8 protein-coding genes are annotated in these 25413 nt (G+C 43.2%); 6 read left to right on the top strand and 2 right to left on the bottom strand.

The genetic code is table 11. The features are described 5' to 3' along the window. Positions 1-38: 38 nt before the first annotated feature. From J8L97_RS11480 to dhbA, 5 genes are read left to right on the top strand one after another with little or no spacing between them, the layout of a single operon-like run. Complete coding sequence (locus J8L97_RS11480) at positions 39-1253, top strand: isochorismate synthase MenF (protein ID WP_247688648.1); 1215 nt, start codon at positions 39-41, stop codon at positions 1251-1253. Then, entirely contained in the window at positions 1250-2857 is a 1608-nt protein-coding gene (locus J8L97_RS11475; protein WP_210996326.1) for a (2,3-dihydroxybenzoyl)adenylate synthase, read from the top strand. The genes J8L97_RS11480 and J8L97_RS11475 overlap by 4 nt, the downstream gene beginning before the upstream one ends. Positions 2858-2871: 14 nt before the next feature. Beyond that, positions 2872-3738: an isochorismatase family protein gene (locus J8L97_RS11470; protein ID WP_211049832.1), complete on the top strand. Its 867-nt coding sequence runs from the start codon at positions 2872-2874 to the stop codon at positions 3736-3738. After that, positions 3738-5075 carry a condensation domain-containing protein gene (locus J8L97_RS11465; RefSeq protein ID WP_211049831.1) on the top strand — a complete coding sequence of 446 codons (1338 nt, stop codon included), beginning with the start codon at positions 3738-3740 and terminating at the stop codon, positions 5073-5075. The genes J8L97_RS11470 and J8L97_RS11465 overlap by 1 nt, the downstream gene beginning before the upstream one ends. Beyond that, positions 5062-5826 (top strand): 2,3-dihydro-2,3-dihydroxybenzoate dehydrogenase, encoded by a 765-nt coding sequence (gene dhbA / locus J8L97_RS11460; RefSeq protein ID WP_211049830.1) that lies wholly within the window; start codon positions 5062-5064, stop codon positions 5824-5826. The genes J8L97_RS11465 and dhbA overlap by 14 nt, the downstream gene beginning before the upstream one ends. A gap of 136 nt (positions 5827-5962) precedes the next feature. Here dhbA and dapE read toward each other — a convergent pair whose 3' ends face one another. After that, entirely contained in the window at positions 5963-7189 is a 1227-nt protein-coding gene (gene dapE / locus J8L97_RS11455; protein WP_211049829.1) for a succinyl-diaminopimelate desuccinylase, read from the bottom strand. A gap of 294 nt (positions 7190-7483) precedes the next feature. Here dapE and J8L97_RS11450 point away from each other — a divergent pair, with 294 nt between their 5' ends. Beyond that, the gene (locus J8L97_RS11450) at positions 7484-8719 is read left to right on the top strand and encodes a lysine N(6)-hydroxylase/L-ornithine N(5)-oxygenase family protein (RefSeq protein WP_211049828.1); all 1236 of its coding nucleotides are present in this window, start codon (positions 7484-7486) and stop codon (positions 8717-8719) included. Positions 8720-8970: 251 nt separating this feature from the next. On the opposite strand, the gene J8L97_RS11445 is transcribed toward J8L97_RS11450, so the two are convergent. Next, positions 8971-25293 carry a non-ribosomal peptide synthase/polyketide synthase gene (locus J8L97_RS11445; RefSeq protein ID WP_211049827.1) on the bottom strand — a complete coding sequence of 5441 codons (16323 nt, stop codon included), beginning with the start codon at positions 25291-25293 and terminating at the stop codon, positions 8971-8973. Positions 25294-25413 lie beyond the last annotated feature (120 nt).

Genomic DNA, 25413 nt, shown 5'->3' with positions numbered 1-25413 from the left:
CGCACAGCTGTACCATCACGACAAGGTGACTTATGTATATGAAGCATGCTTTTGAAATGCCAGAACCCAGTAAAGCATTAAACTTTCAGAGTAATCGAGATTGTTTATTTATGTCTGGTGAACGATGTATCGTCACTCACGGTATTAAGAAACGCTTCTCTTCTTCTATTACACAAACAACACAGCTGGTCACTCGGGTACAGTCTGAACTGGCCAATCAACCCGATGAAGCTATCGCGTTTGGTGTACTGCCTTTTTGCAAAACCCAACAAGCACACTTTATCATCCCAAGTAAAACCACATATTGGGAAAAGCCAGCTATCAGCAGTTGGCTCAATGCCGAGCTAAGTACACTCACAAAGCAGCCGAACCCTTTACAGTCTGTCGAATATCTACAAGGTCAAACACAATTTGAATCATCTGTGAATGCTGCAAAAAAACTCTTTGATGCCCAACTTCTTGAGAAAATTGTATTGAGTAAACAGGTTGATATGACCTTTGAAAATACCATTCAAAAAGAGCGGGTGCTGTGTCAGTTATTACAGCAAAGCCGCAGTGGCTATCACTTCTCTTTTCCTGTTACTGATAGTGCAACTTTAATGGGCGTCAGCCCTGAATTATTACTGGCAAAACACCACCAACATATTATGACTAACCCGTTAGCCGGCTCTATCCCCAGAGCACCTACAGAAGAATTAGAAGCGGCAAATAAACAGGCACTATTTAACTCAGGAAAAGACCGATTTGAGCATGCTGTTGTCATTGAAGATATGGAAAAAGTACTTGCGCCATTTTGTACAACTTTAGAGGTACCTGCGCAACCTTCTTTACTTAGTACGGCCACTATGTGGCATTTATCCACTGAGTTAAAAGGCACCCTTAAAAATGCACAGACCCATATCTTAGAGATTGCAAATCAATTACACCCTTCTCCTGCGTTGTGTGGAAAACCAACTAATCCAGCCTACCAGCATATTCAATCTTTAGAGAAACATAGTCGAGCTTTGTTCTCAGGCATTATTGGCTGGTGTGACAAACACGGTAACGGTGAGTGGGTTGTGGTAATTCGATGTGGTCAACTTGAGCACAATCAAGCAAGGCTATTTGCAGGTGCTGGTATTGTTGCAGCTTCAGATCCAACATTGGAATGGCAAGAAACAAACGCAAAATTAAAAACGATGCTGAATGCATTGGGTTTAACTTTAGATGACATTCAACAACTTTCGAACCCTATAGAAAAGGCTGAATTATGAGCATTGAATATACGCCTTGGCCGGCCGACTTAGCAAAACTATACCGTGAACAAGGGTATTGGCAAGACAAGCCATTAACCAGCTTATTAAGTGAACAACTGACAAACAATAGCAACGGTATTGCGCTTGCGGATGGAAAACGCTCAATTAGCTATCTACAACTGTCGCAATACAGTGATAACTTAGCCGCTAATTTGGCGTTAAAAGGGCTGAAAAAATATGATACCGCGTTAATTCAATTACCTAATTGTATTGAATTCTACATTAGCTATTTTGCGCTGCTCAAGTTAGGTGTCGCACCGGTTTGCGCCTTATTTAACCACCAAAAAACAGAATTGCAAAGCTACTGTGAAATTTTACAGCCCAAGCTCATCATTGCCTCATCGATGCATGATCTGTTCGCTGATGAACAATTCAGCAACGAATTATTCAATCGTTTCAACTGCCTAAATACATTAATCGTTGACCACCACAAAGGGAACAGTGAATTAAAACAAGGCTACTTATCAGCGCAACCCTTCGAAGCACAGCCGCTAAACCCTGAAGACGTTGCATTTTTTCAACTAAGTGGTGGGAGTACAGGGACTCCAAAATTGATCCCACGCACACATAATGACTATTTATATAGCGTGGTTGCCAGTGCCGATATTTGTCAGCTAACGGGAGAAACTCGGTATTTATGTGCATTACCAGCTCCCCATAATTTCCCGTTAAGTTCTCCCGGCGCACTTGGGGTTTTTCATGCCGGCGGAAGCGTTGTATTGGCATCAGACCCCAGTCCAACAACGTGCTTTGCACTCATTGAACATTATCAAATTACTCACACAGCTTTAGTACCGCCAGCACTGCAATTGTGGCTGAGTCATGCGCCTCACGCAGCGTATGATTTAAGCAGTTTACAGCTGATTCAAGTCGGTGGTGCAAAACTCAGCATTACAGTTGCAGAGCAAGTTAAGCCTATTTTAGACTGTGAATTACAACAAGTTTTCGGTATGGCTGAGGGCCTTGTAAATTACACTCGACATGATGACGACAGATGGTCTGTGATCAACACACAGGGCAAGCCAATTAGCCCCCATGATGAGATAAAAATTGTCGACGAAGCGGGCAATGAAGTTCCGCCTAATACCGTAGGTAGGCTCCTAACCCGTGGTCCTTATACGTTTAGGGGGTACTATAAATCTCCCGTACACAATGCCGACGCCTTCGATGAGGCTGGTTTCTACAGTTCGGGGGATCTCGTTAAGCAGCTCCCTTCTGGGCATTTAATTGTTGAAGGTAGAGATAAAGATCAAATCAACCGAGGCGGAGAAAAAATTGCCGCTGAGGAAGTAGAGAACTTACTGTTGGGGCACAATGACATTGCCCACGTTGCTATTGTGTCTATGCCAGATAGTACCTTAGGTGAGAAAAGCTGTGCATTCATTGTTATTCAAGACGCAGCGACAACCAAACTAACCGCATTAATATTACGTAAATATTTACGCCAGCTTGGCATCGCCGATTTCAAGGTGCCTGATAAGTTTCAATTCGTTGCAGCATTACCACTGACTGCTGTCGGTAAAGTCGATAAAAAAGCACTCCGTGCTACATTTGAGCAATAATAAAAAGATAAATTATGAGTATTCCAAAGCTAAGTCACTACCCACTACCACGCACAGCACAGCTGCCAGAAAATCGTGTTGATTGGCAAATAGAACCAGAGCGTGCTGCATTGTTAATTCATGACATGCAAAATTACTTCATTGGCTTTTATGGTGATAACAACCCGCTTATTGACGCGGTTGTTGCCAATATACAAGCACTCAAAAGCCATTGTTATGAAAACAACATTCCAGTTTACTATACTGCCCAACCAATTAAGCAGGGATTTAACGAGCGTGGACTACTGCGTGATATGTGGGGCGATGGTTTACAAGACCCAGCCCAGCAGCCTGTGATGGATGCGCTACAACCTACCGAGAAAGACATTGTATTGACCAAATGGCGCTATAGTGCCTTTCAAAAATGTGATTTTGAAACCCGCTTGAGCGATTCAGGTCGAGATCAATTACTCATTGTCGGGATTTATGCGCATATTGGCGTGATGACAACCGCTGTTGATGCGTTCATGCGAGACATACAACCATTTGTCATCGGTGATGCTGTTGCTGATTTTAGCTATGACGAGCATACAATGGCATTAAACTTTGTTGCAAAGCGCTGCGGTAAAGTGATAAACACAGCCGAAGTTTTAGGCAACGAGAGCCTCGACATAACCACTTTAGAAGGCTTAAAAGCACATATTGTCCCGCTCATAGATTGTGAACCTGAGGAGTTTGATGAATTTGAAAGTCTCATCGATTATGGACTAGACTCGGTGCAAGTCATGAATTTAATTGCATTATGGCAACAGCAAGGTATTGAAACTAACTTCATCGAACTGGCACAGATCCCGACTCTATCAGCTTGGGTTGAATTACTAGAAGAGCGAAAGGACGACTAATGACGCACCATATAGCAGATTCTCTGCCATTGAGTGCGTCTCAGCACGCGATGTGGTTATTACACACCATCAGCGGTCGAGGTGAGTTATTCAATGTTGCTGAATGCTTGGCATTTCAAGGAAAAGTTGCAGCCTCGGTGCTGCAACAAGCATTCGATCATGTCTGGCTCGCAAGTAATACATTAAGCTGCTACTTTCCACATGATGATGCTTATACACCCCAGCTTCAACCGACTGGCAATACCCCGGCGATTGAATTTATTCAGCTCGACTGCGATATAGACGATGTCGCTCAGTACGCTCAGCAGTTTATGGCTCCTAAATTAGGTCAATCATTCGACTTATCCGCGCAGCCATTGATGCAGTTATATTTACTCCGTGGCACGTCACAAGATTACTTGATGATTTTGGCCCACCACTTATTACTTGATGGTTATGGTTTTGGTTTATTTAGCCAAGCATTAAATCGTACCTACAATGCGCTTATGAAAGGTAAACCCTTACCAAATTTGCGCTTTTCCAATCAACAAACATTACTACAAGCTCAGCAAGAAACATCATACCTTACGGCCCAAGCCGCCGCGGGGGTGACTTTGAATCAATGGTTAGATGACATAGACGTTATACATAGTTTTAGCGACAGCAAAGCCGATGTAAGCATGGCGAATACGCGTTTAACCGAACAGTTCTCTCGTACCCAATGGCACACGATTCAATCAGCCGCTGCGCAAGTAAGTGCGAGTAGTTCTGAGGTATTACTCGCTGCGATTGCGGCGTCGTTAGTGGCAAAAACGAAACACTATCATGTCACTTTAGGGTTGATCATGATGAATCGCCAATCGATGGCTGAGCTGTCGACCCCTTGTGTGCAAAGCAATGTGCTACCGCTGCCACTACAACTGTGTGAGAATATGACCTTGCAAGACCTCACAGTTTTGATCAACCAACAAATTAGGGCATTAAAAAACCTACAAAGCTACCGTGTTGAATCATTAAAACGTGACAGACAAAAACAAGGAAAGTCACTCACCGTATTTGGCCCAACGATTAACCTACTGCCCTTTTCAAGTAACCCTAAATATGCCGGCGTCGAAACACACAGCCATATTTTAAGTGCAGGGACCACAGACGATATTATGCTGCAAATTCATTTGCTGGGTGATACGCCCGCCAAAATAGATTTTGATGTGAATCAAGCAAGGTATCTGCCTGAGCAAGTACATACAATACAATCACATGTCTTCTTTGCTGCAACCTACTGGGCTGATCATCCTCTGATATCACTGAATCAACTAATTCATGAATTAGAGCAAGGAGCACACCATGTCGCTAGATAAGCAGCTTAAAGCTGAATATCAAGACAAAATTGTATGGATCACCGGCGTCGGGCAAGGTATTGGCCTTAGCACCGCAAAACAATTTTCCGCTCTGGGCGCTAAAGTGATTGGCTTTGACAAACATTTCAGTGACGCATCTGTATTATACAAAAGTGTTCAATGCGATTTATCCAACTTACTAGAACTTGAGCAGATATTAGCAGAGCTTATAGCGTCTGGTTTAGCGCCGTATAACTTAATCAATGTCGCAGGGGTTTTAGAATACGACTCCATCGATGCCATAACCACTGACCAATGGTTACATTGTCATACCGTTAATTGCAGTGCTGTGTTTCTGTTCTTGCAGGCGTGCTACAACAATTTCAAACAGAATAAAGCCGGTAGCATTGTTACCGTAGGTTCCAATGCAGCACAGACGCCGCGACAAAAGATGGCCGCTTATTGTGCGTCAAAAGCAGCGGTAACCCAACTAACATTAAACGCAGGCTTAGAACTTGCAAATTATGGTATCCGCTGTAATGTTATTGCCCCAGGATCTACATTAACCCCGATGCAAACCGGTATGTGGCAAGATGATAGCGGAGCTAAAAATGTCATTGATGGATTTGCTAAAGAGTACAAGTTAGGGATCCCTTTACAAAAAATAGCTACCCCAGATGAAGTGGCACACAGTATTGTCTTTATTGCCTCCAACTTGTCTTCACATACCACAATGCAAATCATCACCATTGATGGTGGTGCAACTTTTTAAACACTATAAGCATACTCAAGGAGGCCGTAGCCTCCTTATCTTTTAACTCATAATCTGAGCAACTCTCTTTACAAAGGCCGTGCTTGGAATACCCAATAAGGCGTGAATAAAACTCTACCAAATACGTAAATTCCACTCACAGTGTCAACGCTTCATCAATAGACTCAAACGGTATATTAGCGCGCATATCGCTCACACAAAATGCTGCAATCATGTGTTTGTAAATTAATGCTAAATCGCCAATATCACTTAAAGATGCAGATTCATTAACTTGATGAATGTTTTCATTACGCAGCCCGAATTCAATGACTTCAGTTCGTGCTGAGGCGATAAATCGACCATCCGATGTACCGCCATCAGTGGTCAATATCGGGCGAATACCCACCGTGTTTTCAATGGCCAAGTTCAATGTATCAACAAATTTATTTGCTTCATTAAAGTAGGGGGCACAGGGACGCTGCCATTCTATTTCGCAGCGGATCTCATCTGAGTGTAATGTGTCACTTATGAGCTTTTTCAACGACTGCTCTGTGTGTCGACTACTGTATCTAATATTGAAGCAAATATCTGTGGTACCAGGGACTGTGTTATCGACAAACTCTCCGCTATTTAACTGCGTGATTTGTAAACTTGTGCCGGGCATTGTTACAGTACCACTGTCCCACTGTAACGCGACTAAACGGCGACTTAATACAATGGCACCATGGGCGGCATTTTGGCAATTATGAGGATACGCAACATGGCCTTGTTGACCAAATACACGCACATGACCTGACAGCGAACCTCGTCGACCGATTTTCACCGTATCCCCTAAACGGGCTTTACTCGATGGCTCACCAACTAAGCAATAGTCCGGCAAATGCTCATCCCCTAACGCATTAAGTGTGTCCATAATAGAGGCGGTACCATGTTCTGCTTCCCCTTCTTCATCACAGGTAATTAGTAACATGAGAGTCCCCGTATCACAGCGTGTCAACAGAGATTCTACCGCGGCAATAAAACACGCAATACCGCCTTTCATATCTGCAACCCCACGCCCATACACACGTTCTGAAATGATTTCTGCAGCGAAGGGGGGACTGGTCCACAACTCTAGAGGACCTGCTGGCACAACATCTAAATGCCCTGCAAAAGCAAAGGTTTTACCTGCCCCAAAAGATTTTGACGCAATGAGGTTTCTAACCCCCTGTCGTGTTACTTCTTTGCACGTGAATCCCAGCTGTTCTAAATATCTACATATATAGTCAAAACTGCCAGCGTCATCTGGTGTAATGGACGGGAATCGAACTAAGTTTTGCGTAAGTTCAATGGCTTTTTCTTTGAGTGACACATCATTTAACTCAGTATCTCGCACGCTTGTCATAATTATTTCGCTAATCACTAGTAAAGAGTTTAAAGCACACAAGTCACTTGATAATTTGCATGGCTTTATTTGCTTAGATCCTCTAGACGAAGCAACAGAGCATAAAGTTAGCGATCGCAGACTTGATTACTGCATTTCTATATAACCAATCTGTCGTACATACCTTTACTCGCCCGTTACTTGCAATAAACCACAAAGAAGCTAAGGAAAACCTAAATAATTATCATAAGCTTTCGTCTCAGGATGAATACTAATCGTTAAAGCGCCACACATACGCGCTCTGTTGAGGCAAACATGAAATTATACGACGTTATCGGGATAGGATTTGGCCCTGCTAATTTAGCTTTAGCCATTGCGTTACAAGAGCAAGGTAAACTCACCGACAAGGTTTGCTTCATTGAGAAACAACCCAATTTCTTATGGCACGGTGGGATGTTACTTGATGATACGACAATGCAAATTTCTTACCTGAAAGATCTTGTTACCCAAAGGAACCCAACCAGTCACTTTAGCTTCGTCAACTACTTGCATCATCAAAACAGACTAGACAGTTATATTAACTTAAAAACATTTTATCCATCTCGATTAGAGTTCAATAGTTACTTAAGCTGGGCCGCATCACACTTCAATGAACATTGCCATTACGATGAGCAAGTCGTTGAGATTACCCCTGTAGTGGAGCAAAATCATGTTGAATATCTTGCAATAACAACAAGAAATAAAGAAGGTTTAGAGCACACTCGTCATGCTAAAAATATCATTTTAAGCCCTGGTGGTAATGCAAAGGTCCCTGAGGTATTTAGTGATGCCTTTGCACATGAAAATGTGTGGCATTCTTCTCAATACTTGATGAATAAACATAAAATTAAAGCAGGTGATAAGGTCGCCGTTATTGGTGCGGGTCAAAGTGCCGCTGAAATATTTGTCGATGTGCAAAATATTTTGCATCAACCAAAAGTTGATCTTATCTTCCGCGCTGGCGCTATGAAGCCTGCTGACTCAAGCCCCTTTGTCAATGAAATCTTTGACCCACGCTACACCGATTTAATGTACCAAAACACACCTGAGCAACGCAGTGCTTTTTTAACTGAATTCAGAAATACCAATTATGCGGTTGTCGATGAGCCATTATTAGATGACATATACGGTCGCTTATACACACAAAGGCTAAAAAACGAAACCCGTTTTTCCCTCAAAAATAATACCCATATTGACGCAGCGACTCTCTCTGGGGATCAGATCTGTTTAACCCTTCGTCACGGCCAGCACAATAGTCAGCTTGAAAAGTATGACCACATGATACTTGCAACAGGCTATCATTATTCCTCGCGCCCACCTTTATTAGAGTCAGTAACTCAATGGCTGGAAAATGATATTGCCCGCGACTATCAATTACGTACTGTCGAGACCTTTAAACCGAAAATATTTACGCAAGGAATTAATGAAGCGACACATGGGATCAGCGATTCTCTTTTATCGATCTTAGCGATTCGCTCTGCTGAAATTGCGGATGCACTCAATCTAAGCTAACAACATCTCAACAGTAACCCGATCGTCAGTATTGGGTTACTTAACCTCTCTCACTTCACCCATCACTCTTTTCCTTATTGTACATCTTGATATAGTGCGCCTTTCAGCCCTGTAATATTTATGGTCATTGATACCACTTTCAGCATATTCTAGTCATCGCTTGCAAAGGGTAAAAAGAGGACAATAAAAAGTGCCGCTTCCTATAAGAAAGCGGCACTTTTTACCCAGCTATTTTTAATAGTAATGTACGCTTATAAAAATTTTTCCATCGCTTGTTCAATACCATCCAATACTTCAGAACTCATTATTATGCCTTGGTGATCATACTCCAACCTCGTTTCAGGGAGAGATTGACCCAACCCACTGTAATAATTGGTAGTACTCTCTGTGGATGTGTCACTCGACCACCAACAGTGAATGCCTGCAGAGTTCACCACTTTGTAATTTATCGGTCGACGTGAGATAGTGTACAAATGATATGCAACTTGAATTAACGTTACCAATTCTGTCGCAGGTAAATTAGTAACCTCTTCGCTAAAGCTCTCTTTGTACTGCATCAATAAGTCAAACAATGGCATAACCGCTTCAGTATTAGTTGCAATATAAGTTTCGACAACAGCTTCAACCTCATCTTCTCGTGCAATAACATGTTGCATAACCCACTTTGAGATCCATTGGTGCCACATTAAGATCTCACTATTTTGATACTCAAATGGATTCCAACTATCGATAAGTTGCACCATTGAAACTGTATGGCCCAAATCTGAAAGTGTATTTGCTACCAACAAAGCGATTGGTGCCCCCATTGACCAACCAGCTAAATAATAAGGCCCTGATTGCTGATACCGTAAAATTTCACTCGCGTAGTGGTTTGCCAACTGTTGCAGATCAGATTGCATATCAAAAGCATCATCAGGTGCAATACCAATGCAGTTTACTTGCCCGTCTAAACGCTGAGCCAGTGGTCGGTAAGCTATGGTGAGTCCACTTCCTTCATGTAAGCAAAAAAGATTTGGCCCCGTCGCAATAACCGAATTCAAACTATGTACACTGGGGATCGCATCACTCAATAACGCGTTTACTAATGAGCTCAGATCTGGCGCTTGCCACAATAATCTAATATTGAATGGTAGGTGATGACGCTGCTGCCATTGACTGGTCACCTTTAATCCATTAATTGAATCCCCACCTAGCGCAAAGAAGTTATCAAAACGTCCTACTTGCTCAACACCTAACACCTCACGCCAAATTTCAGCCAGTAATGTTTCAAGCTCCCCTTCTGGCGCAACATAAGCTTTCTCGCTTTCTAATTGTGCCTTTGGTAACGCTTTTCTATCTATCTTACCGTTACTATTCGTTGGCAACTCCGCCAGTGCCATCAACACACTGGGTACCATATAATCTGGTAATTGCTGTGCTAGCGTCGCTTTTAGAGCAACCACATCTAATAAGCCTTCGTCATGCCCTGATACATACCCCACTAAACGCTTGCCCGACGGCGTATCATCCGCTATGACAACCGCTTCATTCACCCCCGCTGATTTACGTAACAAGGACTCTATCTCACCTAGCTCTATGCGGAAACCTCGGATTTTCACCTGATGGTCAGTACGACCTAAATATTCCATTTGATTATCCGCATTCCAGCGCACCAAATCTCCGGTGCGATATAAGCGTGAGCCATCTTCTTTAAACGGGTCCGCCACAAAGCGCTCCGCGGTTAAATCGGGACGATTCAAATACCCTCTTGCTAACCCGACCTCTTCCGCCATGTATAACTCACCTATCATACCCGGCAGTACTAGATTCAATTGGTCATCCAATATCCATGCTTGACGTTGTCCTAACACCTCACCTATCGGCGCATACACACTGTCAAAGCTGCTTCCTGGTAACGCTTTCCACGTCAGCGGCGTTACCACTGTCTCTGTTGGACCATAGCCATTAATAAAGAATGCCGGTTTTAAAACCCGTTGGGCTAGTTCAAAAGACGCTTGTGGCATCGCATCTCCACCAAAGCAATACACTCGAACCGGTGGAGGATTGCCTATTTGTTCAACATACGCAGCCAACTCTCGTAAAAATACCGGTGGGAATACCACCACACTCACGCGCTGTGCGTGCATGTTTTCATACGTCTCTTGTAAGTCCCACTGCTTTTCTGGCCTAATGACCACTGTACCGCCATGTGTCACGGCTGATAACCAACGCTCATGTGCCCCATCAAAACAGAATGACATGAATATCAATTCTCTGTCTGACGCGCTTAAACCATAACGACGCCCAATTGAACGACAGTGCATCCCAATGGACCCCCTGCTTACCAACACCCCTTTCGGATTGCCTGTCGAGCCCGAGGTATAAATAACATACGCCCCTTGTGCTGGGTAGACCGTTTCCATTTGCCAACTATCATTGAGAGTTATCTCTGGCAAACAATGTAACTGCGCCTCTCCTGCCAATACAGCAATGCGGTTATCTGACACCAGTATATGCTGCATCTGACTGTCTTTTATCATGTAGGCTAAGCGTTGCTCTGGATAGCTCAAGTCCATTGGCACATACACCGCTCCCGCCTTTAATATCGCCAAAAAGGCCACTGGTAAGTCGCGGCTACGCTCTAGTGCAACCCCCACTTTTTGCTCTGCAACCACCCCTTGCTCACGCAAGTAATAAGCCAATTGCGATGATTTCTCATACAGCTCTTTAAACGTATAACTGAGACCATCACACGCAACGGCTTCTGCATCCGGTGTCTGCTTTGCCAGCTGGTTTAATGTTGAAACAACATCTTGATATTGCTCAGCTCGTAAAGTCGGTGCTGCACTATTGGGAATATATATCGGAGTTTCTGTGCCCGATATATACGGGACAAACTCATCTCCAAAGCCTTGTGTGCGTAACGACTCTGCTTGAGCTGGCGTGACAAGTGATAGCGCTGATAATAATTGGTTTTGGTTAGATACCATTGCTAAAATCAAAGACTCCAACTGCTTTGAAAGCATGTTTGCACTTACCGTACTTACTTTGTCATGTTGATACGTCAATGTGATTTTCAATAATGCTTCGATTTCAACCCCGAGAGATACCGGATAGTTGGTTTCCTCAGCTGAATTAACAACATCGAATGCAGTGTCTTTTCCTTCTCCATTTTGGAGTGTCTCAGAGATCGGGTAGTTTTCAAATACCATTAAGGTATCGAATAAACCTTCTATATTCAGATCTAAACGTTCCCCTGCTTGCTTCTGAATATCATAAAGCGGCGTAAACTCAAATTCTCTAGAACGAACACTCGCGGTTTGAATTGACTGTAACCAAGTACTTAACGACTGTGCCGGATCTATTTCAGCAATCACAGGAATGGTATTAATAAACATCCCCAAGCATGCACTACTACCAGCCATATCGGTTGGCCTACCTGAGGTGGTTGCACCAAAGCATACTGTATCCCGATTTAAGTATCGCGACAGCAGTAATGCCCATGCACCTTGAATAACGGTATTTATTGTTACATGATTTTGCTTTGCAAACGCTGTTAAGCTAACAGTTTGTGTTTCATCAAAATGAATATACTGCTTACCATACTGCCTAAACTCAGAATCCCCATTTAATACCGAAGTCAGGTAACTTGGGCCAGTCAGTCGATTTGTTTCATGCTGCCAATAAGCCAGGTTAGTAGAAGCATCTTGCTCTTTTAGGTAAGTAATATAATCTTTATATTGCACTGTATCTTTCGGCAGACTCATTCCTTCGTATGCTTGTAGTATCTCCCCCATCATTACAGATGTACTCCAACCATCTGTTAATAAATGGTGACTTGTCCATATTAAATAATGCTCTGTCGCTCCTGTATGTATCAGTGTTAACCGCGTTAAGCCTGGGTCGTTAATGAAATCAAACCCTCGCTCTCGATCCGCTTGTGCTTGTGTGATAAAGGCTGCCTTATCTAACTTGCTATTTTGCCAATCCAGTTCCTGCCAAGATTGATCAGTTTCTTTTGCAACAAACTGCAAATTAAAGTTATCAGTACACACAAAGCCGGTTCGCAATACATCATGACGCGCGATCACTGATTGCCAAGCCTGTTTAAAGCGCGCTACATCTAGCCCTTTCACCTCAAAACAGGTTTGATTTATATACGCACTGCTTTGTTCAAACATACTGTGAAATAGCATGCCTTCTTGCATGGGTGACAATGGATACAGATCATCCACATTACTCAGATTAAGTGGTAACGCATCTAGTTGTGTTTGCGATAATTTAGTTAGTGGCACATCTGATGGGGTTAATGTGCCTTGCGCCGTTTGGCAATGCGCCACAACCTGCTGTAATGCAGCCTCAAAATGTGCGGCAAACTGTGCCACATCGTCATTATTCAAACGCGCTTGTGAGAAGCTTATCTCAAAAGACAGTGCCCCATTTAATACTTGTCCATTAATCGCCAACTCACTATTCATAGCGATATTGTCACTCGTTGCTTTCCCAGAGCTTTCAGATGCTAAACGCCAAATCGAGGTACTATCGTGCACTGCGCCATTGTCGAATTGCCCCAAATAGTTGAATTCAATTTGACTGAGTGAGCTCTGCTGTAACTGCGCTTGTTCTTCATCTGTGCCATTAAATTTAAATGCACTATACCCTATCCCCTTGTTTGGAATAGCCCGTAAGTTTTCTTTATTGGTGATGATTGTGTGTGCCAACGAGGGCATACGCTGCAATACAATTGGATAGAGTGTGGTAAACCAACCCACAGTCCGGCTTAAATCTACGCCTTGCTCCCATGGTTCTCGCCCATGACCTTCCAAGTTTATAGACACTTCAGATTGACCTAACCATTGATACAAAGCTTCACTTAATGCACTCAGTAACAAGTCATTTATCTGTGTACGATATACTTTTGGCGCATCATGTAATAATGACTCAGTACGTACTTTATCTAAATTGACACTGACTGCTGCACGATGCAATGCAAGTGCACTGCCCTGCGCATTTAAGTTAGGTAATTGTAATGGCTGAGTGACTTGCTCAGACCAATACGCAAACTCGTCTTTAAATTGACTCGGGTACTCACGTACACGGTCAGCCCAGTATTGATAGCTGTGACTTTTTAACGTCAATGTAAGGCTTTTACCTTCAATAGCTTGCTCATATGCAACGGCTAAATCATCTAATAAAACCCGCCAAGATACACCATCAATAACCAAATGATGAATAACGAATAACAGCCTATATGTGCCATCATTCACTCGCATTTGCACGACTCTCATCATTGAGCCATGGGTAATATCTAAACTTTCTTGAGCTTGTTGTGCTAATTGCTCTATATCGGCCACATCAACATCATGTAACCACATATTTTGTTCAACAAAATCCTCTCGATACTCTGTATACTCTTGACTCCATCCCCCCATTTCATCTTGATAGTATCGCATTCGCAACGCATCGTGACTTTCAACCAACTGGCTTATCGCCGCATTAAGTGCAACATCATCTAGCGCTTGATCACTGTGTAGCATTACAGCTTGGTTCCAATGAGAGCGATCGACCATCTCATTTTTAAAGAAGCTGGATTGAATCGGCAGTAACTCAACTTCCCCAAAAACACTTTGCTCAATTAAATCTTCATCTTCCATAACAATCAAACAGTTAACTAGGCGCGCTATGCTTTGCTGCTCGAACACTTGTTTAGGGGTTACCAAGTACCCAGCCTGACGAAGTTTTGCAATTATTTGTAAGCTGACTATGGAGTCCCCACCTAATTCAAAGAAATTGTCATGACGACCCACTTGTTCAACACCCAGGATTGAGCGCCAAATAGCGGCTAACATAATCTCTAGCTCCCCCTCGGGGGCAACAAAATCAAGCTCCGCGGCTCGCTCCACTTTAGGTAAGGCACTTCGATTAACTTTACCGTTATGAGTCAAAGGAAAGTTTGCTAGTGTGACAAATATATCGGGGATCATGTAGCTCGGTAAATTGTTCCGCAATATCTCTTTTAATGCGTCATACTCGATGTCATCATCAGCCACAATATAAGCAACTAATTGTGTCCCATTTTCGGTTTCATCTGCGACGACAATGGCTTCATTTACGGTTGGGATATTACATAAATTGGCTTCTATCTCACCCAACTCAATTCTAAAACCTCGCACTTTCACTTGATGGTCTGTGCGTCCTAAATACTCAAGCTCTCCATCAAAGCTCCAGCGCACCAAATCTCCCGTTCGATATAAACGTGCACCATCGTCGCTAAAGGGGTTTGCTATAAACCTTTCTGAGGTCAAAGCACCTTGGTTTAAGTAGCCACGTGCAAGTCCTTCTCCGGCGATATATAATTCACCTGGCACACCTATTGGCATCAGGGTTAACGCATCACTTAATACGTAAAGCTGAGTATTTTCAATTGCATCTGTGATAGGGATCACATCCCAGCGCTCATTAGTCTCATTACCAATGTTAAATACTGAACATCCAACGACAGTTTCTGTCGGTCCATATTCATTAATGATCTGCGCATAAGGGAACAAGGCTTTCAATTGAGCAACCGTTGAGCTCAATAGCTTGTCTCCCCCTACGACAAAGCAATGCGCTTGCTCATTTGTGGTGAGTAAATCACTGGCAAGCATCGCATCGATATGGGCAGGGGTTATTTTATATAACGTCGCATCATTACTTTGTTGTAAATGCGCAATTAAATTACTGAGTTCTTCGTCCCCCGATGCCAGCAATGTCACTGTTTTACCGCTATATAACGGCACTAACAAGCTCGTTACTGTGGCATCAAAAGAGAGTGTTGAACTCACTAAACTCGATGATACATTTGGTAAATAGGCTGCCTGCGCATAGGACAAATAGTTAGATAACCCTTGATGCGTTACCGCAACGCCTTTAGGCTGCCCAGTAGAACCTGAGGTATAAATCACATATGCTAAGTTATCTTTTGACATGTGCGGATAGTGGTGAGGCTCATCCGATGAATAAACGATATCCTGTAACTCGTGTATTTCAGACAATTGTGCTAACTCAGTAAAGTTAGCTGCTGAACCATCAGTAAGAATAAGCTTTAAAGTACTGCTGCTAACAATATATTTAACACGATCACTCGGCAAATTAGGATCAATAGGCACATATGCTGCACCCGCCTGATGGATAGCGAGTAAACTCACAACCATATCGATATTACGATTAAAAATCACCCCAACTTGGTCTTCCACAAGCACATCATTCGCCTGTAAATAAGCGCATAGCCGACTCACTTTTAGTGCCAGCTGCCCATAAGTAATAGACTCTTCTTCATCCCTCAAAGCAATCTGGTTCGGTGTATTCACACTATGGTATTCGATGCTTTCATGTAATAACATTTTAGGCTTATTGCATTCATTACCACGGCCAAAGGCAATAAGATGACCAACCGTGTGCTCTAATAGTAGCTCGACACTACTCACAGTTTGCTCTGGACGTAATGCAATATCTGTGAGTATCGACATAAAGCCATCAAGAAGCTCTTGAACTCGGTTGTCACTATAAAGTTCAATAGCGTAATTTAAATATAACGTCACTTCGCCTTCAGTATCTTCAATCGCTTCAAGTAACAATTCAAATTGTGCACTATTGGTCGGTAACTTTGCTTCACTAATCGTCAATTCAGGTAATTGTGACAACAAGTTATCTTCTTGACGCTGATAATTTAGCATCACTTGAAACAACGGAGAGCGGTTTAAATTACGTTCTAACTCAAGCCCATCAACCAGCTTCTCAAAAGGGAGGTCTTGATTCGCCTGAGCCCCTTGTAAACTTTCCGTAATAACATTCACGACTTGTCCCAGTGCCATATCTGCTGATAACACACTGCGGATCACTTGCGTATTGACAAAAAAGCCAACAATGCTCTGACTTTCAATATGCTGCCTATTCGCTATAGGCATACCAACTCGAATATCTGATTGACCAGAGTAACGATGAAGTAAGACATGCCACGCACTCATAAGCAAAGCAAATAAAGTACTGCCTTGGTCTTTGGCGTAATGACTTAATTGTGCTTTCAATGCCTTTGGAATAGCGTGAATAGCAATACCATTACTATATTCTTGTTGATCACTTTGCAAATCGGCAGGTAATTCCAGAACTGGGTGAGAATCACCTAAGTTTGTTTTCCAATATGCCAACTGTCGTGCATCTTCTCCTTCTTCCAGCCACTGTTTTTGCCACTGAGCATAGTCGCTGTATCGTGGTTGCAATTCGACTGCCAGTGAATCCCCTTTTAACGCCGCTGAGTAACCAGCTACAAAATCGGCAATAATCAAATTTAACGACCAACCATCAGACACAATATGATGCATTACCACAATCAACTCATGCTTATCTTGCGCATGCGTAATTAAGCCAACGCGTAACAATTTATCTGTCGTTAAATCAAACGGCTTTTTCACTAAATCAGACTTAAATGTATCTGACTCTACATTTTTAGTAGAACCATCTAAACGTTGAATATTTGCTTTCACACCCTGTTCGACTACTTGTGTCACACTGGCATCTTGATGCTCAACAAACCTTGTACGCAATGCATCGTGTTTCTCAAGAACATAGTCAAATGCCGTTTGCAGTGCAGTAAAGTCCAGTGTGCCCTCTAAGATCAAACCACCGGTAATGTGGTAAGCATCACTGTCGGGTGCTAACTTCCACAAGAACCATTGACGCTCTTGCGCATAAGATAATGTTTGCTGTGCACGCTCAGCCCTAAGTAAAGGCGATATAGTGTTCTCGCCCGAACTCAGGCTTTGTAGTGCAAGTGAGTATAAGTCAGTACTGGTGAAAATATCCTGCACACTCAATGTAATATCATGACTTTTTGCTAGTGCAATTAAGCGTAAGCTGTTAATTGAATCCCCACCTAGCGCAAAGAAATTATCAAAACGTCCTACTTGCTCAACACCTAACACCTCACGCCAAATTTCAGCCAGTAATGTTTCAAGCTCCCCTTCTGGCGCAACATAAGCTTTCTCGCTTTCTAATTGTGCCTTTGGTAACGCTTTTCTATCTATCTTACCGTTACTATTCGTTGGCAACTCCGCCAGTGCCATCAACACACTGGGTACCATATAATCTGGTAATTGCTGTGCTAGCGTCGCTTTTAGAGCAACCACATCTAATAAGCCTTCGTCATGCCCTGATACATACCCCACTAAACGCTTGCCCGACGGCGTATCATCCGCTATGACAACCGCTTCATTCACCCCCGCTGATTTACGTAACAAGGACTCTATCTCACCTAGCTCTATGCGGAAACCTCGGATTTTCACCTGATGGTCAGTACGACCTAAATATTCCATTTGATTATCCGCATTCCAGCGCACCAAATCTCCGGTGCGATATAAGCGTGAGCCATCTTCTTTAAACGGGTCCGCCACAAAGCGCTCCGCGGTTAAATCGGGACGATTCAAATACCCTCTTGCTAACCCGACCTCTTCCGCCATGTATAACTCACCTATCATACCCGGCAGTACTAGATTCAATTGGTCATCCAATATCCATGCTTGACGTTGTCCTAACACCTCACCTATCGGCGCATACACACTGTCAAAGCTGCTTCCTGGTAACGCTTTCCACGTCAGCGGCGTTACCACTGTCTCTGTTGGACCATAGCCATTAATAAAGAATGCCGGTTTTAAAACCCGTTGGGCTAGTTCAAAAGACGCTTGTGGCATCGCATCTCCACCAAAGCAATACACTCGAACCGGTGGAGGATTGCCTATTTGTTCAACATACGCAGCCAACTCTCGTAAAAATACCGGTGGGAATACCACCACACTCACGCGCTGTGCGTGCATGTTTTCATACGTCTCTTGTAAGTCCCACTGCTTTTCTGGCCTAATGACCACTGTACCGCCATGTGTCACGGCTGATAACCAACGCTCATGTGCCCCATCAAAACAGAATGACATGAATATCAATTCTCTGTCTGACGCGCTTAAACCATAACGACGCCCAATTGAACGACAGTGCATCCCAATGGACCCCCTGCTTACCAACACCCCTTTCGGATTGCCTGTCGAGCCCGAGGTATAAATAACATACGCCCCTTGTGCTGGGTAGACCGTTTCCATTTGCCAACTATCATTGAGAGTTATCTCTGGCAAACAATGTAACTGCGCCTCTCCTGCCAATACAGCAATGCGGTTATCTGACACCAGTATATGCTGCATCTGACTGTCTTTTATCATGTAGGCTAAGCGTTGCTCTGGATAGCTCAAGTCCATTGGCACATACACCGCTCCCGCCTTTAATATCGCCAAAAAGGCCACTGGTAAGTCGCGGCTACGCTCTAGTGCAACCCCCACTTTTTGCTCTGCAACCACCCCTTGCTCACGCAAGTAATAAGCCAATTGCGATGATTTCTCATACAGCTCTTTAAACGTATAACTGAGACCATCACACGCAACGGCTTCTGCATCCGGTGTCTGCTTTGCCAGCTGGTTTAATGTTGAAACAACATCTTGATATTGCTCAGCTCGTAAAGTCGGTGCTGCACTATTGGGAATATATATCGGAGTTTCTGTGCCCGATATATACGGGACAAACTCATCTCCAAAGCCTTGTGTGCGTAACGACTCTGCTTGAGCTGGCGTGACAAGTGATAGCGCTGATAATAATTGAGTGTTATTCGCTATGAACGCTAGAAGCAGCCCTTTTAGCTGCTTAGCAATTGTTTCAACCCCTGCTGCTGATATTTTCCAGCCCTGATAGGTAAACGTTATGCTTAAGCTAGCATCAACTAAAACGCCAAGGGTGAGTGGATAGGTTGTTTCTTCGCGCGCTGCGAGTACTGAAAACTGAGTGTCTTGTTCATCGCGGGTTTGTACAGCTTTTGATATTGGATAGTTTTCAAACACCATTAAGGTATCAAACAAACCTTCTTTATTTAGCTCTAAATACTGCCCAGCTTGCTTCTGAATATCGTAAAGTGGAGTGAACTCATGTTCTCGAGCTTGTAAATTATCGTTTTGTAAAGCTTGTAACCATGTAGAAACAGTCATAGCAGGATCAACAGTAGCAACAACAGGAACTGTATTAATAAACATCCCCTGACTTGATTCAGAAGCAAATAAATCAGTGGGCCTACCCGAAGTCGTTGCACCAAAACATACACTGGCGCGATTTAAATAACGGCTCAGTAAGAACGACCAGCTACCTTGGATCAACGTATTCAGTGTTACTCGGTTCTGTTGACTAAACTCAATTAGTTTCTGTGTTTGCGGCTCGTCAAATTCAATAGCATATGCATTATATTCCCCATCCGTATGCTCATCACCAATGACCGATGTAAGGTAGCTTGGCTCTGATAGGCGGGCTGTTTCTTTCGCCCAGAAAGCAAGATTACTCACCTGATCTTGCTTCATTAAGTAAGCAATATACTGTTCGTATTGACCTTGTGCGACAGGGAGTGTGTTACCTTCATACGCTTGTAGTACCTCACCCATCATGGCTGAGCTACTCCACCCATCGGTAAGCAAATGATGCGTAGTCCATATGAAATGGTATTTCTGAGCCGCTAATTTCACCAACGTTAAACGTGTTAAGCCTGGATCATTTGTTAAATCGAATCCAGCTTTACTGTCTGACTGCGCTTGCTGAGTTAACAGCTGAGGGAGTTCATGTTCGTCGTAAGATTGCCAATCTAATTCATGCCACTGCGGTATGAGGCTACGCATTACATACTGCAATGTTTGTTGTCGCTCGGTCAAAAAACCGGTTCTCAATGCATCATGGCGTGACACAACTAGCTGCCAAGCACGCTTAAAACGCTCCACATCTAAATTTTCGATTTCTAAGCAAGTTTGATTTATGTAAGCTTCACCTTCATCATAAAGGCTATGAAACAACATCCCCTCTTGCATGGGGGACAATGGATATAACGTCTGTAATTGACTGAGTTCAATTGGTAGCTCGTCAAGTTCTGCTTGACTCATTTTCGCCAGTGGGGCATCTGATGGCGTGAGTGTAGGTAACGCTTGTTGGCAATGCTCTACCACGGCACACAACGACTGATATAATTTATCAGCAAATACCTGAACATCATGATGTAATAAGCGGGCCGTTGAAAAACTAATATCAAACTGCAATTGACCCGCAAATACTTTGCCATTTATCACTAACTCTGTCTGTTGAGGATACTTAGGGCTAAAAGAAGCGCCAACGGATTCATCAGCCAATGTTAATGACAGTCCTTGCTCCGTTTTTTCAAATGTATTATCGGTTTGACCTAAATAGTTAAACTCGATTTGGCCCATCGGTTGCTGTTGTAGTTCCGCTTGCTCCTGTGGGTTTCCGTAATATTTAAAGGCCCCATAGCCTATGCCTTTATTTGGCACCGAGCGTAACTGCTCCTTCGTGTTTTTAATGGTATCTGATAACGCTTTTGCTCGAGTAAGAGAAACAGGAAACAAAGACGTATACCAACCAACAGAACGACTTAAATCTGAAGTATCTTCCCATGTCTCTCGACCGTGCCCTTCTAAGTTAACACATATGTGTGTGTCTTCTGTCCATCCATAAACTGCCTCACTCAGCGCACTCAATAATAACTCATTAATTTGCGTTCGATATGCGTGTGATGAATTTTGCAAGAGTGCTTGAGTTGTGGCCTGCTCCAATACCACACTGATTACGCCACTCTCAGACAGAGCCTGACTACCTTGCGCATTTAAATTAGGCAATTGTAAAGGCTTTACTGAGTGTGATTGCCAATATGAGAATTCGCCCTCAAAAAGCTGAGGATACTGACTAATTTGCTCTGCCCAATATTGATAGCTATGGCTTTTCAGCCCCAATGCTATCTCTTCATTGCGCTGAGCTGCCTCATAGGCTGTCATAAAATCATTAATTAATGTACGCCAAGACACGCCATCTACCGCCAAATGATGTATAACAATTAAGAGTCTCGCACTGCCATCATCAAGCTGCATATTCACAAACCGTGCTATCGGCCCAGACTCAATATCGAGGCTGCGCTGCGCCTCTTCTGCTAATGCCGTGACATCTTTTTCTTGTACCGAACGCGACCAGTAGCTACTTTCAAGCAACAACTCATCAAAAGCACTATAGTCCTGCTGCCATTGGTCACTCTCAGAGCGCGTATATCGTAAACGTAATGCGTCATGATAAAGTAATATTGCAGAGACCGCATTTTGCAATGCTAGTTCATTAAAATGCTGTTCAGAACGCAGCATAATTGCCTGATTCCAGTGATTATACTCAATCATTGGTTTAGCAAAAAACTCTGCTTGGATGGGTAATAACTTAGCAGTCCCTGTGACCGTTTGTTCCGGAATTGACGATACATCAAGCGCTTCCAATTGCAAGGCTAAACGCGCAATATCTTGCTGCTCAAACATTTGCTTCGGCGTTACTACATAACCTACTTGGCGGACTTTAGCGACAATCTGCAGACTGATGATCGAGTCGCCTCCCAGCTCAAAGAAATTATCTAATCGCCCGACCTTATCAACACCTAATGTCTCCTGCCAAATATTGGCCAACATTGCTTCGTTATCCGATTGTGGTGCTTGATAGATTTGTGAACTCGTTAATGATGCTTGTGGCAACGCATTTCGATCTATTTTTCCGTTGCTGTTTAACGGCAGCGCTGGTAACACCATCAATAGACTTGGCACCATGTAATCTGGTAACGCTTCAGCCAATTGGTTTTGTATTTGCTCTGAGTCAAGTTCAATACTTTCTGCAGCAGATACATAAGCGACCAAACGCTGGCCTGAAGGGCCTTTATCGGCAATAACAACCGCTTCATTCACTTCATCAATCGCATGCAAACACGCTTCAATTTCCCCTAGTTCGATACGGAAGCCGCGAATTTTTACTTGATGGTCAGTTCTGCCCAAATACTCAAGTTGCCCTTGCGCATTCCAATGCACCAAATCACCAGTACGATACAGCCGCTCACCATCGTTAGAAAACGGATTAGCTATAAAGCGTTCGGCTGTCAGGTCTGCACGATGTAAATAGCCTCGAGCCAAGCCAATACCGCCAATATACAATTCGCCGGCAACCCCGATAGGGCTCAATCGTAATCCGCTATCTAATACAAGTAACTTTATACCATCAATCGGACTCCCGATTGGCACTGACACATTAGCATCTCCATGACATGTGAAATGACTCACATCAACCGCGGCTTCTGTCGGGCCGTATAGATTATAAATCTCAGTATTTGGTAATAGCTGTAGCGCCTTTGCCTGCACTTCGCTGGGTAACGCTTCACCACTGCACAAAATACGCTTAATACTAATCGCGCTGCTAACACCTTCGTGATTAATAAACGCTTGAAGCATTGAGGGTACAAAGTGCACAGTCGTAACACGCTCTTTGGTAATGACTTCAAGTAACCGTGAGCTATCTTTGTGCGCTTCAGGCTGTGCTACAACCAATTTAGCCCCATACATCAGCGGCCAGAAAAACTCCCATACAGACACATCAAAGCCAAATGGGGTTTTTTGTAATACCACATCATCTACTGATAAGGGATACGCCGACTGCTGCCAAGCAATTCGGTTGTAAATTGCTTCATGCGTGTTTCCCACACCTTTTGGGTTACCGGTGGAACCTGATGTGTAAATCACGTAAGCCAATTGGGTAGCATGCGTTATTAAATTAGGTACGCTCGACTCATATTGATCTAACTCCAGTGTATCAACTGGCACCATTGGCGCTATCTCTGCAAGTTGAGACAACGACTTGTGCGAGTCGTCTGTGAGGAACAATGCTAAAGCACTACTTTGCGCTATGTAATCAATGCGTTCTAATGGTAAAGTAGGATCAATCGGCACATAAGCAGCCCCAGCTTTTAACACAGCCAATAAGCTAACGACCATACCCACGCTTCGTTCGAATACCACCCCCACTTTATCTTCTGCACGAACACCTTTAGCTAATAAACAATGTGCCAAGCGATTAGCACGAATATCAAGCTGTTCATAAGTCACCGTTTCGTCCTTAAAACTAACAGCTATCCTTGTAGGTGTTTTTTGACTTTGGTCATGTATGATTTGCTGCACAGGTGTGATGAAGCTATGAGGTGAACTTCCCACATTCCAAACAGCCAGTCTCTGAAGATCTTTTTCTGCAAGTAAAGGTAAGTGGGCCATAGGCACATTAATGTGCTCTAATACTTCAGTCAAAACCATGTGGAATGTATTCAAGCACTGGGTTGCAAATTCAGGGGCATATAACTCATTTGCGTACATCAAATTTAACGTTGTTTCTTGACCCACTTCTTCAATGACATCTAGCTGTAAATCAAACGGCATACCAAAGCGGTAAAACTCAAAGTCCAGAAGTGCTACACCACCCAGTTGCTGCAAACTCTTTTTGTTGCGACGCAAATAATTAAACATCACTTGAAAAATAGGGTGAACACCCGTTTGACGCTCAGGCTTTAATGCTTTAAGCAAATGCTCAAATGGTAAATCCTGATTACCCTGCCCTATTTTTGACACATGTGACGCTTGTTCAAGTAACGAACTAAAGCTCTCATGATGTTCAATGGTGAGTGGGTAAGCTTGGGTATTAACGAAAAAGCCAACAAGATTAAATGTTTCACTGAGATGACGATTCGCAACCGGTACCCCAACTTGAATACGCGTTGCATTAGCAAAACGAGATAAGAGCACTTGCCAAGCAGTCAGTAACACCAGATATGGCGTCACATTGTTTGCTTTAGCGAGCATAGATACTTTATGCCATACTGGTTCATCTAATACTTGGATCTGGGTCTTAACACTATATTGCCCAGAATGACGCGCTTGATTATTAGCGGGTAGGCGTAGCGGCTCATCGGCTTGCAATAACTTCTGCCAAACCTCTAACTGTTTCGCATATAAGTCTTGTTGGTCTTGCTTGTTTAACCATTTTGCAAAGCCCAGATAACCCACTTTTTCAACCGTTTCACTAGACGCTTTCCCTTCACTCAATGCGACGTAAATAGCGACGAATTCATCCAGCAACTGCTGCATTGAAGTACCATCAGCAATAATATGGTGTAACGTGACCACCAAACTACTATCATTACCTTGGTTGACCATACCCACTCGCAACAATGGTCCTTCAACCAAGTCAAAGGGCTGGACAACTATTTGCCTTAACTGTGCATCTCGTTGCGCTAAATCAACCGCGGTTGTTTCAAAAAAAGTGAAGGTTTGATCACCACCATCGATTTGCCAAACATCTTGTAAATCACCCTCTACAAATTTAATCCGCAAAGCATCATGCCGCTGACAAAGCTGTTCAAACGCACTGTTTACGCGATGGGTATCAAGTAAGCCTTCAAAATGTAATGCTCCACCCAAGTTATATGTAACATTGTCAGGGTCTAATTTCCAAGCATACCAAAGAATTTTTTGAGCAGGCGTTAAAGGAACTAATTCTCCATCCGCGATATGCTCTGAAATATGTGTGCCGACGCCAGAGTTTGCACCGCTGATCATTTGTTGTAACTTATTTTTATCAGCTTCCGATAAAGAAGAAAGTTGTCTGTTTTTTCTGGTACGTCTTTGCCGTGACATTCTGGCTCCACTCAACATAAATTGGTTCAAATTTAATATGTGAGCTAGACGAATAGAAACCTGAAAAATCAAGCATTGCGGTGCTTTATTTTATTGATGAGTAAGACAAAAGCAATGTGA

This window comes from Pseudoalteromonas sp. MMG012 (assembly GCF_018100875.1).
In the GTDB taxonomy this organism is placed as follows: domain Bacteria; phylum Pseudomonadota; class Gammaproteobacteria; order Enterobacterales; family Alteromonadaceae; genus Pseudoalteromonas; species Pseudoalteromonas aurantia.
This window is presented reverse-complemented; position numbering and strand designations above follow the sequence as displayed.